This window comes from Desulfohalovibrio reitneri (genome assembly GCF_000711295.1).
GTDB lineage: Bacteria > Desulfobacterota > Desulfovibrionia > Desulfovibrionales > Desulfovibrionaceae > Desulfohalovibrio > Desulfohalovibrio reitneri.
The window spans coordinates 893,820-910,947 of sequence record NZ_JOMJ01000003.1; the positions used below are offsets into that span (position 1 = coordinate 893,820).

21 protein-coding genes are annotated in these 17,128 nt (G+C 60.9%); 20 read left to right on the forward strand and 1 reads right to left on the reverse strand.

Features of this window, described 5'->3' with window-relative positions; all coding sequences use genetic code 11:
- Positions 1 to 7 precede the first annotated feature (7 nt).
- Positions 8 to 544 carry a HyaD/HybD family hydrogenase maturation endopeptidase gene (locus tag N911_RS0104770; protein ID WP_051693930.1) on the forward strand — a complete coding sequence of 179 codons (537 nt, stop codon included), beginning with the start codon at positions 8 to 10 and terminating at the stop codon, positions 542 to 544.
- On the forward strand, positions 522 to 779 hold the full coding sequence (locus N911_RS0104775) for a HypC/HybG/HupF family hydrogenase formation chaperone (RefSeq protein WP_029894876.1): 258 nt from the start codon (positions 522 to 524) through the stop codon (positions 777 to 779). Before N911_RS0104770 ends, N911_RS0104775 begins: the two co-directional genes overlap by 23 nt.
- Before the next feature lie 106 nt (positions 780 to 885).
- Here the strand turns inward: N911_RS0104775 and N911_RS0104780 are convergent, their stop codons facing one another.
- Positions 886 to 1,314, reverse strand: a complete 429-nt coding sequence (locus tag N911_RS0104780) for a CBS domain-containing protein (RefSeq protein ID WP_029894878.1) — start codon at positions 1,312 to 1,314, stop codon at positions 886 to 888.
- 172 nt (positions 1,315 to 1,486) lie between these two features.
- Here N911_RS0104780 and N911_RS0104785 point away from each other — a divergent pair, with 172 nt between their 5' ends.
- From N911_RS0104785 to rsmA, 18 genes are all read left to right on the forward strand, one after another.
- Positions 1,487 to 2,128, forward strand: coding sequence for a protein-L-isoaspartate(D-aspartate) O-methyltransferase (locus N911_RS0104785; RefSeq protein ID WP_029894880.1), 642 nt, complete (start codon positions 1,487 to 1,489; stop codon positions 2,126 to 2,128).
- Entirely contained in the window at positions 2,125 to 3,096 is a 972-nt protein-coding gene (locus N911_RS0104790) for an undecaprenyl phosphate translocase family protein (RefSeq protein ID WP_035104351.1), read from the forward strand. Before N911_RS0104785 ends, N911_RS0104790 begins: the two co-directional genes overlap by 4 nt.
- A gap of 50 nt (positions 3,097 to 3,146) precedes the next feature.
- The gene (locus N911_RS0104795) at positions 3,147 to 4,031 is read left to right on the forward strand and encodes an Mrp/NBP35 family ATP-binding protein (protein ID WP_029894884.1); all 885 of its coding nucleotides are present in this window, start codon (positions 3,147 to 3,149) and stop codon (positions 4,029 to 4,031) included.
- Positions 4,031 to 4,594 (forward strand): CDP-diacylglycerol--glycerol-3-phosphate 3-phosphatidyltransferase, encoded by a 564-nt coding sequence (pgsA, locus tag N911_RS0104800; protein ID WP_029894885.1) that lies wholly within the window; start codon positions 4,031 to 4,033, stop codon positions 4,592 to 4,594. The genes N911_RS0104795 and pgsA overlap by 1 nt, the downstream gene beginning before the upstream one ends.
- A gap of 20 nt (positions 4,595 to 4,614) precedes the next feature.
- Complete coding sequence (locus N911_RS0104805) at positions 4,615 to 4,926, forward strand: hypothetical protein (protein WP_237559889.1); 312 nt, start codon at positions 4,615 to 4,617, stop codon at positions 4,924 to 4,926.
- A 23-nt stretch (positions 4,927 to 4,949) separates the two neighbouring features.
- Entirely contained in the window at positions 4,950 to 5,267 is a 318-nt protein-coding gene (locus N911_RS0104810; RefSeq protein WP_161781594.1) for an FtsB family cell division protein, read from the forward strand.
- Positions 5,257 to 6,141 carry a tetratricopeptide repeat protein gene (locus N911_RS0104815; RefSeq protein ID WP_029894892.1) on the forward strand — a complete coding sequence of 295 codons (885 nt, stop codon included), beginning with the start codon at positions 5,257 to 5,259 and terminating at the stop codon, positions 6,139 to 6,141. The genes N911_RS0104810 and N911_RS0104815 overlap by 11 nt, the downstream gene beginning before the upstream one ends.
- 151 nt (positions 6,142 to 6,292) lie before the next feature.
- Entirely contained in the window at positions 6,293 to 6,988 is a 696-nt protein-coding gene (locus tag N911_RS0104820) for a hypothetical protein (protein WP_237559890.1), read from the forward strand.
- A 20-nt stretch (positions 6,989 to 7,008) separates the two neighbouring features.
- Positions 7,009 to 8,025 carry a class 1 fructose-bisphosphatase gene (gene fbp, locus N911_RS0104825; protein ID WP_029894896.1) on the forward strand — a complete coding sequence of 339 codons (1,017 nt, stop codon included), beginning with the start codon at positions 7,009 to 7,011 and terminating at the stop codon, positions 8,023 to 8,025.
- A complete protein-coding gene (gene tsaD, locus N911_RS0104830; protein WP_029894898.1) occupies positions 8,025 to 9,137 on the forward strand; it encodes a tRNA (adenosine(37)-N6)-threonylcarbamoyltransferase complex transferase subunit TsaD in 1,113 nt (370 codons plus the stop codon). Before fbp ends, tsaD begins: the two co-directional genes overlap by 1 nt.
- A 98-nt stretch (positions 9,138 to 9,235) precedes the next feature.
- Positions 9,236 to 9,556: a thioredoxin gene (trxA, locus tag N911_RS0104835; RefSeq protein WP_029894900.1), complete on the forward strand. Its 321-nt coding sequence runs from the start codon at positions 9,236 to 9,238 to the stop codon at positions 9,554 to 9,556.
- Between the two features lie 6 nt (positions 9,557 to 9,562).
- The gene (locus N911_RS0104840; protein WP_029894902.1) at positions 9,563 to 10,504 is read left to right on the forward strand and encodes an NAD(P)/FAD-dependent oxidoreductase; all 942 of its coding nucleotides are present in this window, start codon (positions 9,563 to 9,565) and stop codon (positions 10,502 to 10,504) included.
- Entirely contained in the window at positions 10,494 to 11,228 is a 735-nt protein-coding gene (locus N911_RS0104845) for an outer membrane protein assembly factor BamD (protein WP_029894904.1), read from the forward strand. Before N911_RS0104840 ends, N911_RS0104845 begins: the two co-directional genes overlap by 11 nt.
- Positions 11,229 to 11,476: 248 nt before the next feature.
- Complete coding sequence (locus N911_RS17370) at positions 11,477 to 12,091, forward strand: hypothetical protein (RefSeq protein WP_138774341.1); 615 nt, start codon at positions 11,477 to 11,479, stop codon at positions 12,089 to 12,091.
- A gap of 3 nt (positions 12,092 to 12,094) precedes the next feature.
- Positions 12,095 to 14,140: an elongation factor G gene (fusA, locus tag N911_RS0104855; RefSeq protein ID WP_029894908.1), complete on the forward strand. Its 2,046-nt coding sequence runs from the start codon at positions 12,095 to 12,097 to the stop codon at positions 14,138 to 14,140.
- Positions 14,141 to 14,143: 3 nt separating this feature from the next.
- Entirely contained in the window at positions 14,144 to 14,647 is a 504-nt protein-coding gene (locus N911_RS0104860) for a DUF2062 domain-containing protein (protein WP_029894910.1), read from the forward strand.
- Between the two features lie 92 nt (positions 14,648 to 14,739).
- Positions 14,740 to 16,224, forward strand: a complete 1,485-nt coding sequence (locus N911_RS0104865; protein ID WP_029894912.1) for an alpha,alpha-trehalose-phosphate synthase (UDP-forming) — start codon at positions 14,740 to 14,742, stop codon at positions 16,222 to 16,224.
- Between the two features lie 6 nt (positions 16,225 to 16,230).
- Positions 16,231 to 17,028: a 16S rRNA (adenine(1518)-N(6)/adenine(1519)-N(6))-dimethyltransferase RsmA gene (gene rsmA / locus N911_RS0104870; protein ID WP_029894914.1), complete on the forward strand. Its 798-nt coding sequence runs from the start codon at positions 16,231 to 16,233 to the stop codon at positions 17,026 to 17,028.
- The last annotated feature ends 100 nt before the right edge of the window (positions 17,029 to 17,128 follow it).

The following is a 17,128-nucleotide window of genomic DNA, read 5'->3' on the forward strand; positions in this document are numbered from 1 at the left end:
GAGTACTATGAGCCAAGACAAACGCATCCTGGTCATGGGCGTAGGCAACGTCCTCTACACGGACGAAGGACTTGGCGTGAGGGTGGTCGAGCACCTCAACGCCAAGTATACTTTTTCCGGGAACGTAACCTTGTACGATGGCGGCACTCTGGGCATGCGGCTCATGGAGCCCATCATGGAGTCCGACTTCCTCATTGTGGTTGACGCCGTGCTGGGCGACGGCGACCCCGGCAGTACGTACCGGCTGACAGGGGATGACTTGCGGAAGAGCTTGGCCTTCAAGAACTCCATGCACCAGACCGACCTCATAGATACCCTGATCTACTGCGACATCGCCGGCCACCGGCCCGAGGCCGTGGTCGTCGGGGTCGAGCCTTTTGATTTCCAAACCATGTCGGTCGAGCTTTCCGAGCCCATCAAGGCAAGCCTGGAGGGGATCTTACGGGCCGTGCTGGACGAGATCGCCGCCGCTGGCGGATCGTGGAGCGAGGCCGAACGCGACGGGATGGAGGATAGGACGTATGTGCCTGGCAATACCGGCTAAGATCGAGTCCATTGAGAACGATGTGGCCACCTGCAGAGTAGGGGAGGGCGAAACCCGCATTCAGGTATCCCTCATGCTCACCGAAAGCGATCCGCAGGTTGGCGACTACGTCATCGTGCACGCTGGTTTCGCCTTGCGTGTGCTGGACCCGGAGGAGGCGGAGGAGAGCCTGCGCATTCTCCGCGACATGGCGCGAGCCATGGAAGGCCAGGAGCACCTGGCGGACAAGTTCTAACGCGCGGTCCCGCGCGGCGTATTGTCGTCTGGACGCCCTCCACTCGGAGGCTTCGGATTGTGTGTGGCAGCCATTGTCCTCTCGTCAGCGATGGAGGGGTGCTTGGTTAACCCGCGGCGATTTCATCCGTCAGGCTGATTGTCAGCTTGACGAAATCGGCTTCTGTGAGGATGCCCACCAGCCGGTCTCCGTCCAGCACGGGCAGGCAGCCGAACTTGTTCTTGAGCATGGCCAGGGCCGCCTCGCGCACCGGTGTTTCCGGAGTGGCAACAGCCACCCTGGTTCGCATGGCCTCACGCACCGGAATCCCGGTGTCCAGTTCTTCCTGGGTCGCCGGGTCCACCCCGGCCAGCCGGGATACGGTCAGGGACAGCAGGTCGCGCTGGGTGAGTAGCCCGACGAACCGTCCGTCCCTGGTGGCCACCGGCAAGTGGCGCACCCGCTTGGTTTCCATGATGCGCCTCGCCTCACGCAGCGAATCGTTTTCATCGAGAAAAATCGGGGCCGGTGTCATCAACTCGGCTACGGTGAACATGCGGGTTCCTCCTGCTCCATATCCTTCGGATTTGTATTCTCGCCCAGCCCGGGGGTTCCGTCAATCGACAGCCTGCGGATTGTCCGTTGACGCGTCGTGAGAAGTGTGCTTTTCCTCCCCTGGCGGCTGGAAGCCGCGATTTCCTACAGCTTTCACCCCGTAGCCGCAAGTGATCGTCGATCCAAAACGCAAGCGCGAGCGCATGGTGCGCGAACAGATTGAGGCCCGGGGTATCACCGACCCCCGTGTACTGGCCGCCATGCGCGCCGTGCCCCGGCATCGTTTCGTGCAGGAGGCTCTCGCCGACCACGCTTACGAGGACCGTCCGCAGCCCATCGGGCTGGGACAGACCATCTCGCAGCCTCATGTGGTGGCTCTGATGACTTCCGAACTGGAAGTGGAAGAAGGCATGCGGGTACTGGAGATCGGCACTGGCTCGGGATATCAGGCGGCCGTGCTGGCCGAGATGGGCGCGGAAGTCTGCACTGTGGAGCGGCTCAGGCAACTCTACATGGACGCACGCAAGCGTTTGCAGGATTTGCGGTATTTCCGGGTGCGGCTCAAGCTGGACGACGGGACCATGGGCTGGCCTTCTGAAGGTCCGTTCGACCGCATCCTGGTGACGGCGGGTGGGCCGGAGGTTCCAGAACCACTGCTGGAGCAGCTGGCCGACCCTGGAATCATGCTCATCCCCGTGGGGTCTTCCAGGCGAAGTCAGACCTTGGTCAAGGTGCGCAAGGAGGACGGCAAGGTCCGCAAGGAGAACCGGGGTGCAGTTGCCTTTGTGGACCTGGTGGGGGAGCACGGCTGGTGAGCCGCCTGCGGGAAGCCCTCTGGGCCACTCCGGGCCCCAGCTCCCGAGGTGAGGCGCTCCTGTTGGCAGCCAAGGGTTTTCTCATGGGCGCTGCGGACATCATCCCAGGTGTATCCGGCGGGACCATGGCCTTCATCACCGGCATCTACGACGACCTGGTCTCGGCCATCCGCTCCTTTGATCTGGACTTCGCCAGAAGCATCCTCCGCTTCGATCTGAGCGGAGCCGTTTCAGGGGTTCATCTGCGATTTCTCATCCCCCTGGCGGCGGGGATTCTGGTCGCCTTGCTGAGCATGGCCGGGCTCATGCATCATCTTCTTACCACCCACCCGGTGCCGGTATGGTCGCTTTTTTTCGGCCTGATCGCGGCCTCGGCCCTGGCCATTGGCCGATGCGTGGCCTGGAATCCGGCGCGCGTTCTGGCCGCCGCCGCGGGGGCGGCCGCGGGCTACGTCCTGGTGGGGATCATTCCCATGGCCACTCCGCAATCCCTGTGGTTTGTCTTTCTGTGTGGTTCGGTAGCCATCTGCGCCATGATCCTGCCGGGAATCAGCGGTGCCTTCATCCTGCTAATCCTGGGAAAGTACGAATTCATTACCGGAGCGCTCAAGCAACCCTTGGAGGCTGGGCATTTCCTGGTACTGGCCGTGTTCGGTCTGGGCTGCCTGGTTGGATTGGCCGGTTTTTCCAGGCTGTTGCATTGGCTATTGACCAAGTGGCATCATGTTACAGTGGCATTGCTCACCGGCTTGATGATCGGGGCCATGCGGAAGATTTGGCCCTGGAAGGAAGTCATCACGGTACGCCGGGTCGGCGACAAATCAGTCCCCTTGGAATGGGCTAACGTTTTGCCCGGGTCCTTTGGTGCTGAGTTCTGGGTCGCGGTTGGTCTTATGGCTTTGGGGTTCATGGCGGTGCTGGCCGTGGAGCGATGCGGCTCAAAAGGCGAACGGGCTTGCTCTCCATGACGCGAGAGGATATCCCGGGAAATATCGACATCAGCGAGGTGTGATTTTTTATGGCATCCCAGTCCTGTTCATCCTGCGGCGGAGGAGAGGGGGACGGCGCTTCCCTGGCCATGCAGGACGAGCTTATACGCGGAACGCTTTCCAAAATCCGCTACAAGCTGTTCGTCATGAGCGGCAAGGGCGGTGTGGGCAAGAGTTCCGTCGCGGTGAATCTCGCCGCCGCCCTGGCCGAGCGAGGCAACAAGGTCGGCCTGATGGACGTGGACATTCATGGCCCCAGCGTTCCCGGGTTGTTGGGGATCAAAGGGTTGCTGGAGGTCGACCGGGGCAGCGTGATCAAGCCCAAGCGCTACAATGACAACCTTTCCGTTGTCTCAATGGCTTCGCTTCTGGAAGACCCGGACCAGGCCGTTCTCTGGCGCGGACCCATGAAGACTTCGGCTATCCGGCAGTTCATCGCCGATGTGGATTGGGGCGAACTCGACTATCTGGTCATCGATTCCCCTCCGGGAACAGGCGACGAGCACATGACCGTGCTCAAGACAATTCCCGACGCGCTCTGCCTCATCGTCACCACGCCGCAGGAGGTTTCGCTGGCCGACGTGCGCAAGGCGGTCAACTTCCTGCAGTACGCCAAGGCCAACGTGCTGGGTGTGGTGGAGAACATGAGCGGCCTCATCTGTCCCCACTGCCGCGAGGAGATTGAGTTGTTCAAAAAGGGCGGAGGGAAAGAGCTGGCTGAACGGTACGGCCTGTCGTTCCTCGGCGCCATACCGCTGGACCCGGCGACCGTCGTGGCCGGCGACTTGGGCCGGCCCGTGGTGCTTTTGGACGAAGACACTCCGGTCAAACGGACTCTTCGCGAACTGGCCGCAACCGTGAATGACGAAGCCGCCCGCAGCCTGGAACGGGCGGCCACACCCGAGGGATCCTGATGAATTCCTGGCTCAACTGGCCCAACCGCCTCAGCCTGCTCCGCATACTGGCGGTCCCGCTCATCGTGCTGCTGCTGTATTTTCCCAATAGAATTACATGCCTGCTGGCGCTTGTGCTTTTCCTGCTGGCCGCCCTGACTGATCTGGTGGACGGCTTGTGGGCCCGCCGGAAGAATCTTGTCACCAACCTGGGCAAGTTTCTCGATCCGCTGGCGGATAAACTGCTTATCGCGTCGGTGCTTATCATGTTGGTGCACCTGAAATGGGCTCCGGCGTGGGTCGTGGTCCTCATTGTAGGCCGAGAGCTGGCCGTAACCGGCCTGCGAGCCGTGGCGGTGGAGCAAGGCATAGTCATGGCCGCGGATAAGTTCGGCAAGGCCAAGACCATATTGCAGATAGCCGCGTTGTGTCCCTTGATTTTCCATTATGATATAGGGCAATTTGATCCAAAGCCCGCTGGAATGGCGCTTCTGTATGCTGCCCTTGTGTTGACGGTTGTATCGGGCGCCAACTACATGCGCGGCTTCTTCGCCGGACTGCGACGCAAAGGCGAGGAAATCTGACACGGATAAGCGAGGGGAACATGAGCGAGAGGGGGGAAGCGAAAGAGGCGATGGACAAGGAATCGAGACATCTTCTAGCCAGAATCCGGAGTTGCTTGCAGACTATTCTCGATCTGGAGGAACGGCTCGAGCAGATTGAACTTGGAGATGAATTGCTCGACGAATTCGTGCATCTCAAGTCTTTTCTGCAGAAGGTGGAAAGCCTTGAACTGCGAGAGGATGACGTGGTTCGCATCGAAGATGCCACGGCGAACTTCTTGGAAGAATTGCGTGCTCCGTTGTCCTACCTGGACGAAGACGAGGAGGGAGAGCGGCAACGCTTTCTGCAATAGCCGCCGGAACAACCATGGCAGGCATGCGTCTTTTCCTCGTTCTGGCCGTTCTCGGCAATGTCCTGTTGGCCTACCTCCTGGTGTTTGGCCAACAAGGGGTCTTTACGTATCTCGATACCAAGCATCGCCGGGACGAGATGGCCGCGAGGCTGGAGCGTGTGGAAAACCGGAGTCTGGAAATTAGTCGGGAAATCCGCCTGCTGAAGACAGACCAGGCCTTTCTCGAGCGAACCATCCGCCAGCAGACCCATTTTCTGGCCCCGCGGGAAGTTCTCTACCTCCTGCCCGGCGCTTCCGGGCGAACGGCCGAAACGACCGGAGACGCGGCCCATGAAGAATAAGATAGAGTTGTTCCAGGAACTGGTCGCCTCTGACCCCACGTCCAAGGTTTTTTATCCCCTGGCCCGTCTCTACGCTGAAAGCGGCATGCTGCTCCAGGCGGCGGACACCCTGCGGCAGGGCCTGTCCCGCCATCCCGACCACATGGAGGCACGTCTCCTTCTCATCGACATCCTCAGCCAGACCGAGCACCGCGAAGAGGCCTTGGAGGAGGTCAGGACCATGTCCCAGACCCTGGCCCGATACCCATCCTTCTGGGGACTCTGGGCCGAGCGGGAAGGGGACGAGGACCCGGACATGGCCGTGGCGCTCAACTTCCTGAACGCGTATTTGGCTGGGCAGGGGTTCTCCTGGGTGGACATTCTGCAGCAGGGGTTCGAAGCACTGGCCAAGAAGAAGGCCGCCCAGGGGACGTTCGACGAGGGCCTCGACCTGATGGACCAGGAGGAGGTCGAGGAGGGAGAGGTGGTCGCCGCTCCCGGCTCCGAGTCAGCGGCTTCCCAGCCCGAAACCGGCGAGTTCATCTTCGAGGAGGGCGAGGTGGAGCGGGCCGCCGCGGCCGCATCCAAGTCGGAAGATAGTCTGGCCACCCGCACCATGGCTGAACTCCGTGTCGCCCAGGGGGACTATGACGGCGCCCTTGAAATTCTTCGAACCCTGCGCGACAGAGAGGCCTCCGTGGACGAGCGGCGAAGCCTGGAGCGCCGCATGGCCGAGGTTGATTCCATGCGCGGACAAGCCCCTGCGGCATCTCCGGCTCAAGAGGGAGACGAGACCGATTTTCTGAGCGCGGGGCCCATGCGCCGTGCCAAGGAGAAGCTCGTCAATTCTCTTTCCACCTTGGCGGACAGGCTGGAAGCCCGGGCTGGGGTCTAAGGCTCTTTTCCGGTGGAGTCCGAACCCACAAAACACGTCCCGTGTTCCACTGGACGCAAACCCCGCGCGGCCAGCGCGCAGGACGCATATGAATCGCACTTTTGTTTGGGCGGCCTTGGCCGCCTGTCTCGTTTTGGCTGGGTGTTCCAAGGTGGAAAGGACCTACACCTGGGTTCTCGGCAAGGTCGATCCCAACCCCACCATCACCCTGGAAGCGGAGCGCATTGACGACGCTTCCAAGGCCAAGCTGGCCAACCTGTTCACGGAAATAGACGAGCAGTTGCTGGCCCTGGAGCGCACCATGGCCTCGCAGGAGGATTACCCTGACGAGGACTGGTACGAAATCGTTTTCAATAAGTTCCCCTGGCTTTCCGGAGTCGTCACTGTGGAATCCACAGGCGAGATTCTGACCCGCCGCCCCGAGGCTTCCATGAAGCCGCTCAACCTGGAACCTTTGCTTGAGATCGGGGAGAACTGGAACGACGGCCGTGTGAGGACCCACATCGAGGCGACCGACTTGGGGCCGGAAGTCTACGTGGCCAACGCCTTCACCCGGGACCGAGTCTGGATCGGGCTGACCGTCAGCCATTTCGACTTCCGCTCCATCATGTCCAAATGTCCGGCCCCGCAAGAGCTCATCGTGTTCACTCCCGACGTGACTCTCTGGGACCGGGGCAACGAAAGAAACGCCGCCCTGTTGCGCAAGTTACCCTGGGATGACATATTAAGTGATACTGTGCAGGGTGGCGCCAGGCTTGAGGAATTTGACCGGTCCTTTACCTGGCTTGTTCGGTATCTTGGAGAACAGCCGATCATCTACGCCACACCCGATGTTGTGGACGAGTAAGCCGGGACAAGGAGGGAGCGATGCCGGAGATCAACGTCACCGAACACTTGCTGCTGAACCAGAAAAGGACCCCCATGGCCAGGGGGCGGCTGACGCATCTGCTGAATCAGCTCATTCTCTCCTTCAAGATCATTTCCCGGGAAGTGAGCAAGGCCGGTCTCGTGGATGTTCTCGGTTTCACCGGAGAGATCAACGTCCAGGGTGAAGAAGTCAAAAAGCTGGACGAATTCTCCAACGACGTGCTCATTCATCGCATGTCCCGCGCTGGTGTGCTCTGCGCCATGGCCTCGGAGGAGAACGAATCCATAATCGAGATTCCAAAGGGATTCCCCACCGGCGACTACGTCCTTATTTTCGACCCTCTGGATGGGTCGTCCAACATCGAAGCCAACATTAACATCGGCACTATCTTTTCCATTCTTCGACGCAAGAGTTCAGCGGACGGGGACTGCGAAATGAGCGACCTGCTGCAGCAGGGAGTAGAGCAGGTCGCTGCGGGATACTGCATTTACGGGTCGTCCACCATGTTGGTCATGACCACTGGCTCCGGTGTCCACGGCTTCACCCTCGATCCATCCGTTGGAGAGTTTTTGCTCTCCCATCCGGACCTTAAGATTCCCGAGCGCGGCAAGATTTACTCCATCAACGAGGGGTATACGAGCTATTGGGACGACGCCACCAAGGAAGTGGTCAACTGGTTCAAGGATCCCTCGGCGAACGATCTCGGCAAGCCGTACAGTTCCCGGTACATCGGTTCCCTGGTGGCGGATTTCCATCGTACGTTGCTCTATGGCGGCATTTTCCTCTACCCTTCGGATCGGCGCGATCCCAAAAAGCCCAAGGGCAAATTGCGCTTGCTGTCCGAGGCGAATCCCCTGGCCATGGTGGTGGAGCAGTCCTGGGGGCTGGCCACAGATGGCGCCGACCGCATTCTTGAAGTCGAACCATCCGAGTTACACCAGCGGGTCCCTCTGGTCATCGGGTCGCCGCACGAAGTCGAGATCGTTCGGAACATTTACAAAAAGCACGGGTATTGATGCCCAGAGTCCTCGGTATCGAGACCTCCTGCGACGAAACGGGAGTGGCTCTTGTGCAGGACGGCATGATCCTCGCCCAAGAGCTGGCCTCCCAGGCCGAGTTGCATTCCCTTTTCGGTGGAGTGGTTCCGGAGTTGGCCTCGCGACGTCACCTGACTGTGTTGCCCCGGCTCTGCGACGAGTTGCTGCATCGCTGCGGCGGCGGGGTGGACGGCGTGGCTGTGGCGCGCGGGCCCGGCCTCCTCGGAGCGTTGCTGGTCGGCTTGAATTACGCCAAGGGGCTGGCGTTTTCCCTTGGCGTTCCACTGGCCGGGGTCAACCATCTTCACGCCCATCTCCTGGCTCCCGGACTGGAGGGAGACATCCCGTACCCGGCCCTTGGGCTCCTCGTTTCCGGCGGACATTCCCACATCTACCGCATGGATTCTCCTGTGGAGTTCGAGCTGTTGGGACGGACCCTGGACGACGCTGCGGGCGAGGCATTCGACAAAGCAGCCAAAGTGCTCAATCTTCCCTACCCAGGCGGCGCCATCATCGATAGTCTGGCTCGGGAGGCCGAGCCTATCCCGGAGTTGTTTCCGATTCCCTACGTTGACAACGATAACCTCGATTTCAGTTTCAGCGGGTTGAAAACGGCCTTCGCCAACCATGCCGCCTCCAACCCGCATCTTCGGTTGCGGAGTCTTCCCGGCGAGGGGAGCGTGAACAGCACCAAGGAAGCGGTTCATCCGGAAGTGCCGGGTGTGTTGGCTTCCTTTTCCCATTCCGTTTCCGAAGCCTGCCGGATCAAGCTGGCCCGCGCGCTTGACCGCGAGGCGCAACGGAGAATGCCGGTGGCGGGACTCGTCCTGGCCGGTGGCGTGGCGGCCAATTCTTTTTTGCGTGACTCCATGGTCTCGCTGGCTAGGGAGAGGGACCTGCCGGTGATTTTGCCGAGCTTCGCGTTGTGCACGGACAACGCCGCCATGGTCGCTTTGGCCGGAGGGGTTCTCCTGGAACGGAACCTGGGGCATGATAATTCGCTCGACGCCGTGCCCAGAGGCCGGAAAGTACCGGATGACGCGGTCTCCGGACTTGGCTTTGCGGGTGGGGAGCGGGTTGACATCGGGTAGGCGGACCTTTACTTTGCGGTATTGCTATCCCTGCGTTTTTTGCGCACTACGAGTAGAAGACAACGTCCCGCGGACATCAACGAAAGGAGTTGTGGACAATGGCGAATCAGGTGACTGACAGCAATTTCGAGGCGGAAGTCCTGCAGTGCGATCTTCCCGTACTGGTTGACTTCTGGGCGCCGTGGTGCGGACCCTGCCGCGCTCTCGGCCCTGTCGTCGAGGAGCTGGCCAATGAGTACACCGGCCAGGTCCACATCGTGAAAATGAATGTGGATGAGAATCCCAACACGCCAAGCAAATACGGAATTCGCGCCATTCCCACTCTGATTCTCTTCAAGGGCGGCGAGGTCCTGGACCAGGTCACCGGCGCGGTGTCCAAGTCTTCCATCAAGGACATGATCAGCAACAAAGCCCTCTAACTCCGCATGCAGGACGTCTACGACGCCATCGTGATCGGGGGAGGTCCGGCCGGTATGACCTCCGCGCTGTACCTCCTCCGATCGCATCTGCGAGTGGCTCAGATCGAGAAGCTTTCCGGCGGCGGACAGCTTCTGCTTACCGAGCGCATTGACAACTACCCCGGTTTCCCCGGCGGAGCGCTGGGCTACGAGTTGGCCGACAGCATGGCCGAGCAGGTCAAGGAGTGGGAGAGCGAGGACAACTTCCGCCGCATAACCGACGAAGTCTCGGCCATAGAAACCGGTAAGGAGCTTCATCGGATTAAGGTTGGAGACGAATGGATCACCGGAAGGGTGGTCATCATCTGTTCCGGTGCCGAGTACCGCAAGCTGGGGCTTCCGGGTGAAGCCGAGTTCACGGGGAATGGTGTCTCCTATTGCGCCCTGTGCGACGGCAACTTTTTTCGGGACAAGGTTGTGGCCGTAATCGGTGGCGGCAATTCCGCGCTGGAAGAGGCCCTGTACCTTGCCAGGCTGGTTGATAAATTATATCTCATTCACCGCCGCCAGGATTTCCGCGGAGCCAAGTGCTACCAGGACAAGTGTTTCGTGCACCCCAAGATGAGCGTCATGCGCAGCACCGTGGTGGAAGCGATCAACGGCGATCAGGGCGGGGTCACGTCAATTTCCACACGCAACGTGGAATCGGGCGAGGCGCGAGACATCGATGTTGACGGAGTATTCATATTCGTCGGATTCCAGCCTCTGGGCACTTTCATACCGGAGGAAATGGATCGCGACGAACGGGGCTTTCTGAAGACGGACCAGGAAATGCGGACCAACATTCCCGGGGTGTTCGCCGCCGGTGACATCCGCTCGAAAATGACCCGCCAAGTAGCCACGGCTGTTGGTGACGGCGCGGCGGCGGCCAGCGCGGCCATCGCCTATCTGGAACAGCATGTATCGTAAAACGCTTTTCAGGCTTCTCGCGAGCCTCGCGATTCTCGCCATTCTTCCCGGTTGCGGCCTGATCGACGAATTCTATCTGCCCACCGCGCAGGATACCGCGCAGGAGCTCTACGAGGCCGGGCAATTCGCCATGCAGGAACGCAACTACGGCGACGCGGCCGAGTTCTTCACCAAGCTCAAGGACCGCTATCCCTTCAGTCCCTACGCCCTACAGGCCGAACTGGCCCTTGGCGACGCCTATTTCCTGGATCGCGACTACGACGAAGCCGTGACGGCGTACAAGGAATTCGAGTCGCTGCACCCCAGAAGCGAGCACATGCCCTACGTGCTCTATCAAATCGGAGTGGCCAGCACCAAACGTTTCAATTCCATCGACAGGCCGCAGGACAACATCATCGAGGCCTTGGACTACTTCTACCGGTTGCGGCAGGAGTATCCGGGCACCGAGTATGCCAAGAACGCCCCAACGTATATCAAGAAATGCCGCAGATACTTGGCGGAGCATGAGCTTTATGTGGCCGATTTCTACTGGCAGGACAAACAATACGGCCCGGCCTGGAAGCGATATAGTTATGTAGTCGAAAATTTTCAGGACCTGCCTGAAATGTCCGCCTACGCCGACCGCATGGCGGAAATCGCCTACTTCGAATATCAAAAGAACAAGAGCGAAACCAAGCGGGTCAAACAGCACGGCAGTTGGAAGGAGTGGTTCGACTGGCTCTAGCCGATCCTTCCCCGGCCGCAGGGCCCGAGGAGCTGCTTGCCGAACTGGGGCTTAACGCCCTGGACGACGGCCCGTTCGCCTCCGCCTACGAGGCTGTTCCCCCCACGCTGCGAGCCCGCCTCAAAGCGGCCATTGCTTCACTGTATTCCCTGTACCCCCCCCGGCGCACACACTCCGAAACCGTGGTCTGGCGACGGTCCGGTGGCGAGATTGAACACCGCCTGACCGCACCGCGTCCCTGGACCGTATTGCTGCTGGGCGAGAAATGTCCCGCGCCGCTGGTCCTGGCAGGCTTGCTTCCGGCTCTTACCGCGCGGGTTCCAGCTGTGGTCTGCCTGTATGTCGGCGAAGGTTTTCCCGAACCCGTGTTGCTGACCGCACTGGAACTGGCCGGTCAGGAATGGCTCGCCCCCCTGCAGCCCGGCTCGGCCGAAAGCGTCTTGAGCCGCTTGTCCGCGCTGGGCGGCGGGGCGGTTGTCGGGCTTGGCGTGGACCCTTCCTTCCTCTCGGGGGCACCTGGTCTCAACCTCTGGCATGACGCGGCAAACCATGCTATCGGCGTCTTTCCCGGCACTGGAGAGTCCCCGGACCTCGATCTCCTGTCCATCCTGCACGGTCCTGGACGTCTGGAGATCTGGAACGTGGATTCTCCTCCCAAAGGGAGCCGGCCCCGCAGGGGCGGGATCGAGGATTTCCTCGCCCAGGACTACCAGGCCGCCTTTCCGCCCCGCGCGCACCGAGAACAGGCGCTCGCCGCTTTCCCTCTAACCCTTTGCGGGGGAGGGGAGGCTCACTGGCGCATTCCCGGACTCGGCCGTAGGTTTTACGAAAAACTTCAGTTTGGCCTGGACTGCGGGGATTAGGAAATGGCCAAAGGGGCCAGGGCCCAGATCGACAGGCTGCGCAATATTGGCATCGTCGCGCATATTGATGCCGGTAAGACGACCCTTACCGAGCGCATCCTCTATTACACGGGCAAGATCCACCGCATGGGGGAAGTCCATGACGGCACAGCCACGATGGACTTCATGCCCGAGGAGCAGGAACGGGGCATAACCATCACCTCGGCCTGCACCTCCTGCCTGTGGGGCGACACCCGGATCAACATCATCGACACGCCTGGACATGTGGACTTTACCATTGAGGTGGAGCGTGCCCTGCGGGTTCTGGACGGCGCGGTCGGAGTATTTTGCGGCGTTTCCGGTGTCGAGCCACAGAGTGAAACTGTTTGGCGGCAGTCCGAGCATTACGGCGTGCCCAAGCTGGCTTTCGTGAACAAGCTCGACAGGCCCGGCGCGGACTTTGACGGAGTGGTTGACTCGCTCCGAGAAAAGCTGGGCGTCAAACCCCTTGTATTGACTACGCCGGAAGAGCAGGGCACTGATTTCGCAGGAGTGCACGATCTTCTGGCCCGCGAGCGGCTGATTTTCGAAGTTGAAGACCTCGGAGCCACGGTGGACCGCTTTCCCTGGAGCGAGGAGGAAGCGGCTAGGCTGGAGCCCTTGCGCGATACGTTGCTGGAGACAGTGGCCGAAGAGGATGAAGAGTTTCTGGAAGCGTACCTCTCCGGCGAGGAAATGCCCCTGGAGCGCATCAAACAGGCCATCCGCCGCGCTTGTCTTTCCCGCCGCCTGACGCCGGTTTTGGCCGGGTCGGCCCTCAAGAACTCCGGCGTGCAACCTCTCTTGGACGCGGTGCGGGACCTGCTTCCAAGTCCACTCCAGGCCCCCGAGGTGCAAGGTGCGCATCCGGTCACTGGTGAGCGCCGGAGCGTGGAACTTGACCCCAAGGGCCCACTGTGCGGTCTCGTCTTCAAGGTCAGTTTCGAAACCGGGCGCAAACTGGTTTTTCTGCGGTTGTATTCCGGCCGCCTCAAACCGGGGCAGGAGGTCTACAACGTAACAAGGGACCTTGATGAGCGTGCGGCCCGGATATTCGTCATGCACGCCGGTCGCAAGGAAAAGCTGGAGGAGGCTCTGGCCGGCGACATCGTGGCTGTGGCCGGCATGAAACACGCCCGTACCGGCGATACCGTGGCCATACACGAATCCCCTGTGTTGCTGGAGCGAATTTCAGCTTACGAACCGGTCATCTCCCTGGCTTTGGAGCCCCGCAACAGCGAGGAAGCGGAGAAGCTGGAGGAGGCCCTGGGGCATTTTCTTCAGGAGGACCCCACCCTGGTCTTCCGTACCGACGAAGATACCGGCCAGATGATTCTCTCAGGCATGGGGGAACTGCATCTGGAAGTCGTCCTGGAGCGCTTGCGGAGGGAATACAAGGTGGACCCCAGGGCGGGTCGTCCGCAGGTCGTCTACCAAGAGACCGTCCGGGGCAAGGGCGGGGGGCAAGCCGAGTTCGACCGCTTGTTGGGCGAGACGCCGCATCACGGCGACGTTTCCATCACAGTGGAACCCAGGGAGCGGGGCAAGGGGGCGGATGTCTTTTTCGACATGGCTCTGGAGGGGTGGCCACAAGCCCTGGTGGACGGTGTGCGGGGAGGCCTTGAGGACGGACTGTTGTCGGGGCCGCAGACCGGATATCCCCTGACCGACCTAAGGGTGCGTGTTCGCGGGATGCGCCGTGACGAGCATGGCAAGTCCAGCGAGGTGGGATTCCGCATGGCCGCCTCCCAGGCGTTGCGTCGCGCATTGGAGGAAGCCGGGACAAGGCGGTTGGAGCCGATTATGAAGGTGGAAGTGGTCGCTCCGGAGGAGTACGTCGGCGATGTCGCGGGGCTGTTCGGGGCCAAGGGAGCCAAGATCGAAAACATGTTCGATTCCGGCGGCCGCAAGGTGGTTCAGGCCTATTGTCCGCTCTCCGCGTTGTTCGGCTTTTCCACGGAACTCCGTTCGGCCACCCAGGGCAGGGCGGGGCTGATGATGCAGTTCGCCCGCTTCGACGTGCTGGACTGATCCATGCCGTACAAGCGGGGGATCTGGGACCGCCTCAAGCGGGCGAGCCGGTATTACTACCTCAAGGTCATGCGGACCAAAGCCACATCGCATGCGGTGGCCATGGGCATCGCGTGCGGTGCTTTCGGCAGCTGCTTTCCGGCCCTGCCGCCCATTCCGCTGCAGACCTGCATCGCTCTCGGACTGGCTTTGATGCTGCGCGCGGCCAAGGTTCCCGCCGTTCTGGCCACGTGGCTCTCCAATCCCTTCAATTGGGTCTTTTTCTACATCGCCGAGTACAAGATCGGCAGTTTTTTCATCCCCCTGGACAAGCCCTTCACGCCGCACAACTGGACTCTGGCCGACTACCTTGAATTCGGCTGGCAGGGGTTGGCGGTGATGCTGCTCGGCAGCCTGGTGCTGGCCGTTCCCTTTTCCGCTATCGCCTATTTCGTCACGCTTCCCCTCATTCGCGGCTACCGCCGAAGAAGGGCCCTGCGGATTCTTAAGCGGCGCGGATATCCCTGACCAAGCGCTTTTCCGCCGCATCGCCTTGCTGAAAAAACGGAAGAACGCTATGGTTGCGGGTGAATATCGGCAAAAGAAACAAGCGAGGAATCATGCCACAGGAAAGCTCCAAACGGCTGGTCGTCGTTTCCAACCGTCTGCCGGCTTCACTCAAGCAGGTGGAAGGGGAATGGACGGTCCAACCTGGCTCCGGTGGCTTGGTCACGGCCATCGCGCCCGTGCTCAAGAATCGGGGGGGCTTGTGGATCGGTTGGTCCGGCGGACACGGAGATGTGGACCTGCCGAAACTGCTCGGCGATTTTTCCAAGGACGCGGGATATGACCTCCACCCCGTTCAGCTCACAGAAGAGGAGGTCCGTGGCTACTACTACGGTTTCGCCAACGAGATCATCTGGCCGCTTTTCCACGACTTCCAGTCACGCTGCAATTTCGATCCCTCTTATTGGCGCGATTACCTGGACGTGAACCTCAAATTCGCCGAGGTCACGGCCAGATACTCCAGGGAATCCGATTATATATGGGTGCATGACTACCACCTCATGCACTTGGCCTTTATGTTGCGCAACATGGGTATCCAGCGCTCCTGCGGATTCTTCCTGCACATCCCGTTTCCCCCGCCCGACATTTATCTCAAGCTGCCCTGGCGGGACAAAATCCTCCGCGCCCTCCTCGAATTCGACCTGGTGGGCTTTCAGACTTTGCGCGACCGCCGCAATTTCGTGGAGTGTATGGAGGCGCTGGTGCCCAACGCCAAGTGCACCGGCCGGGGAAACATGGTCACAATCGAGCACCAGAACAGGAAGATACGCGCCGGCGGATTTCCCATCAGCATCGACTTCAACCAGTTCGCCTCCCTGTCCGCTGACAAGGACGTGGTGCGCATGGCCGACGAATTCAAGGATGCGCTTAGGCACCGCAAGATCATCCTGGGAGTTGACCGGCTGGACTACACCAAGGGCATTCCCCAGCGGCTGGAGGCCATTCGCCAGCTTTTCATCCGGTTCCCCGACCTGCGTGAGAAGGTTACGTTTGTACAGATCGCCGTGCCCTCGCGGGAGGAAATTCCTGAATACCATTCCCTCAAGGTGGAAATCGAGCAACTTGTGGGCGAGATCAACGGACAGTTCACCCGGCCCGGCTGGATTCCCATCCATTATCAGTATCGCAACCTGCCGCGGCCGGAGCTGGTCTCCTATTACCGCGCCGCGGACATGGCCCTCATCACCCCGCTGCGCGACGGGCTGAACCTGGTCGCCAAGGAGTATTGCGCCGCAAACGTCAACGAAAACGGCGTGCTCTTCCTTTCCGAATTCGCCGGGGCGGCAGCCCAGTTGCAGAACGCCGGAGCCATTCTGGTCAACCCCTACGACACCGAGGGAGTGGCCAAGGCCATTCGTCGGGCCTACTACATGGACAAGCGGGAACGGCACACCCGCATGAGCAAGCTCCGCGAGTCCGTCCGCCGCAACAACATTTACTGGTGGGTCGACTCGTTCCTGCAGGCGGCCTTTTCCAGCCAGTTGGAAGACTTCCCGCAGGACACGGTGGACTTCCAAACCGAGTCCACGAGTACCTGATCTCCCATGGAGAACGGCCCCCCGTCCGCCCCGGCCAAGCGCAGCCTGGGGCAGAACTTCCTGTGCGACCCCAACACGGTCCGTCGCATCGTCGATGCCCTGGAGGCACCGCCGGAGGCCACGGTGCTGGAGATAGGCCCCGGTCGTGGAGCCTTGACCGGCTTGTTGCTGGAGCGATTCGCCTCCGTGCTGGCACTGGAGAAGGACGGCGACTTGGCGGCACGGATCAAGGCGAAGCACCCGGCTCTGGGAGTCGCCGTGGCCGACGCCCTGCGTTTTCCGTGGGAGCGTGTTGACCGCCTGCCCGGCCTCTATCTCGCAGGCAACCTTCCCTACAATGTGGCTTCGCCTTTGCTTTGGGAGTTCGTCTCAAGGGCACGCGGATGGAGCAGGGGGGTTTTCATGGTGCAGTGGGAGGTGGGTAGGCGCTTGGCCGCCGCACCGGGCGGCAAGGAGTACGGGGCGTTGTCCGCCTGGGTGCAGAACTTTGTCTCCGCGCGCGTTCTTTTCAAGGTGCCGCCAACCGTGTTCCGCCCCCGCCCGAAAATTGACTCCGCAGTGGTGGCCATGCTGCCTCGTCCGGAAGGGGAATTGCCGGGGAATTCGGAAAACCTGTCGGCCCTGCTCAAGACCTGCTTCCAGCGGCGCAGGAAGCAGTTGGGCGTGATTCTGCGCGGCTTGGGGGAGGGTGCCGTGGACGCCGCGATGGAACTCGGCCTGGATACACGATCAAGGCCGGAAACATTGTCTCCCGAGCGTTTTCGGGCTTTGGCCGACGCCCTTTCCGCCATACAGGCATCTTGACGGGTGATCGAAAATGGTGTTTAGACCAGCCGGAGACACGAAAGTCCGCGTCCATTCTGGCTTCTCGGGGTTTGCCGGTGGACACGCGGCATCAATTGGG

Bases quoted from the DNA above. Each gene is read 5' to 3' on its own strand.
- N911_RS0104770 (WP_051693930.1), top strand. From the start codon at position 8: ATGAGCCAAGACAAACGCATCCTGGTCATGGGCGTAGGCAACGTCCTC.
- N911_RS0104775 (WP_029894876.1), top strand. From the start codon at position 522: ATGTGCCTGGCAATACCGGCTAAGATCGAGTCCATTGAGAACGATGTG.
- N911_RS0104780 (WP_029894878.1), bottom strand. From the start codon at position 1,314: ATGTTCACCGTAGCCGAGTTGATGACACCGGCCCCGATTTTTCTCGAT.
- N911_RS0104795 (WP_029894884.1), top strand. From the start codon at position 3,147: ATGGCATCCCAGTCCTGTTCATCCTGCGGCGGAGGAGAGGGGGACGGC.
- pgsA (WP_029894885.1), top strand. From the start codon at position 4,031: ATGAATTCCTGGCTCAACTGGCCCAACCGCCTCAGCCTGCTCCGCATA.
- N911_RS0104805 (WP_237559889.1), top strand. From the start codon at position 4,615: ATGAGCGAGAGGGGGGAAGCGAAAGAGGCGATGGACAAGGAATCGAGA.
- N911_RS0104810 (WP_161781594.1), top strand. From the start codon at position 4,950: ATGCGTCTTTTCCTCGTTCTGGCCGTTCTCGGCAATGTCCTGTTGGCC.
- N911_RS0104815 (WP_029894892.1), top strand. From the start codon at position 5,257: ATGAAGAATAAGATAGAGTTGTTCCAGGAACTGGTCGCCTCTGACCCC.
- fbp (WP_029894896.1), top strand. From the start codon at position 7,009: ATGCCGGAGATCAACGTCACCGAACACTTGCTGCTGAACCAGAAAAGG.
- tsaD (WP_029894898.1), top strand. From the start codon at position 8,025: ATGCCCAGAGTCCTCGGTATCGAGACCTCCTGCGACGAAACGGGAGTG.
- trxA (WP_029894900.1), top strand. From the start codon at position 9,236: ATGGCGAATCAGGTGACTGACAGCAATTTCGAGGCGGAAGTCCTGCAG.
- N911_RS0104840 (WP_029894902.1), top strand. From the start codon at position 9,563: ATGCAGGACGTCTACGACGCCATCGTGATCGGGGGAGGTCCGGCCGGT.
- N911_RS0104845 (WP_029894904.1), top strand. From the start codon at position 10,494: ATGTATCGTAAAACGCTTTTCAGGCTTCTCGCGAGCCTCGCGATTCTC.
- fusA (WP_029894908.1), top strand. From the start codon at position 12,095: ATGGCCAAAGGGGCCAGGGCCCAGATCGACAGGCTGCGCAATATTGGC.
- N911_RS0104860 (WP_029894910.1), top strand. From the start codon at position 14,144: ATGCCGTACAAGCGGGGGATCTGGGACCGCCTCAAGCGGGCGAGCCGG.
- N911_RS0104865 (WP_029894912.1), top strand. From the start codon at position 14,740: ATGCCACAGGAAAGCTCCAAACGGCTGGTCGTCGTTTCCAACCGTCTG.
- rsmA (WP_029894914.1), top strand. From the start codon at position 16,231: ATGGAGAACGGCCCCCCGTCCGCCCCGGCCAAGCGCAGCCTGGGGCAG.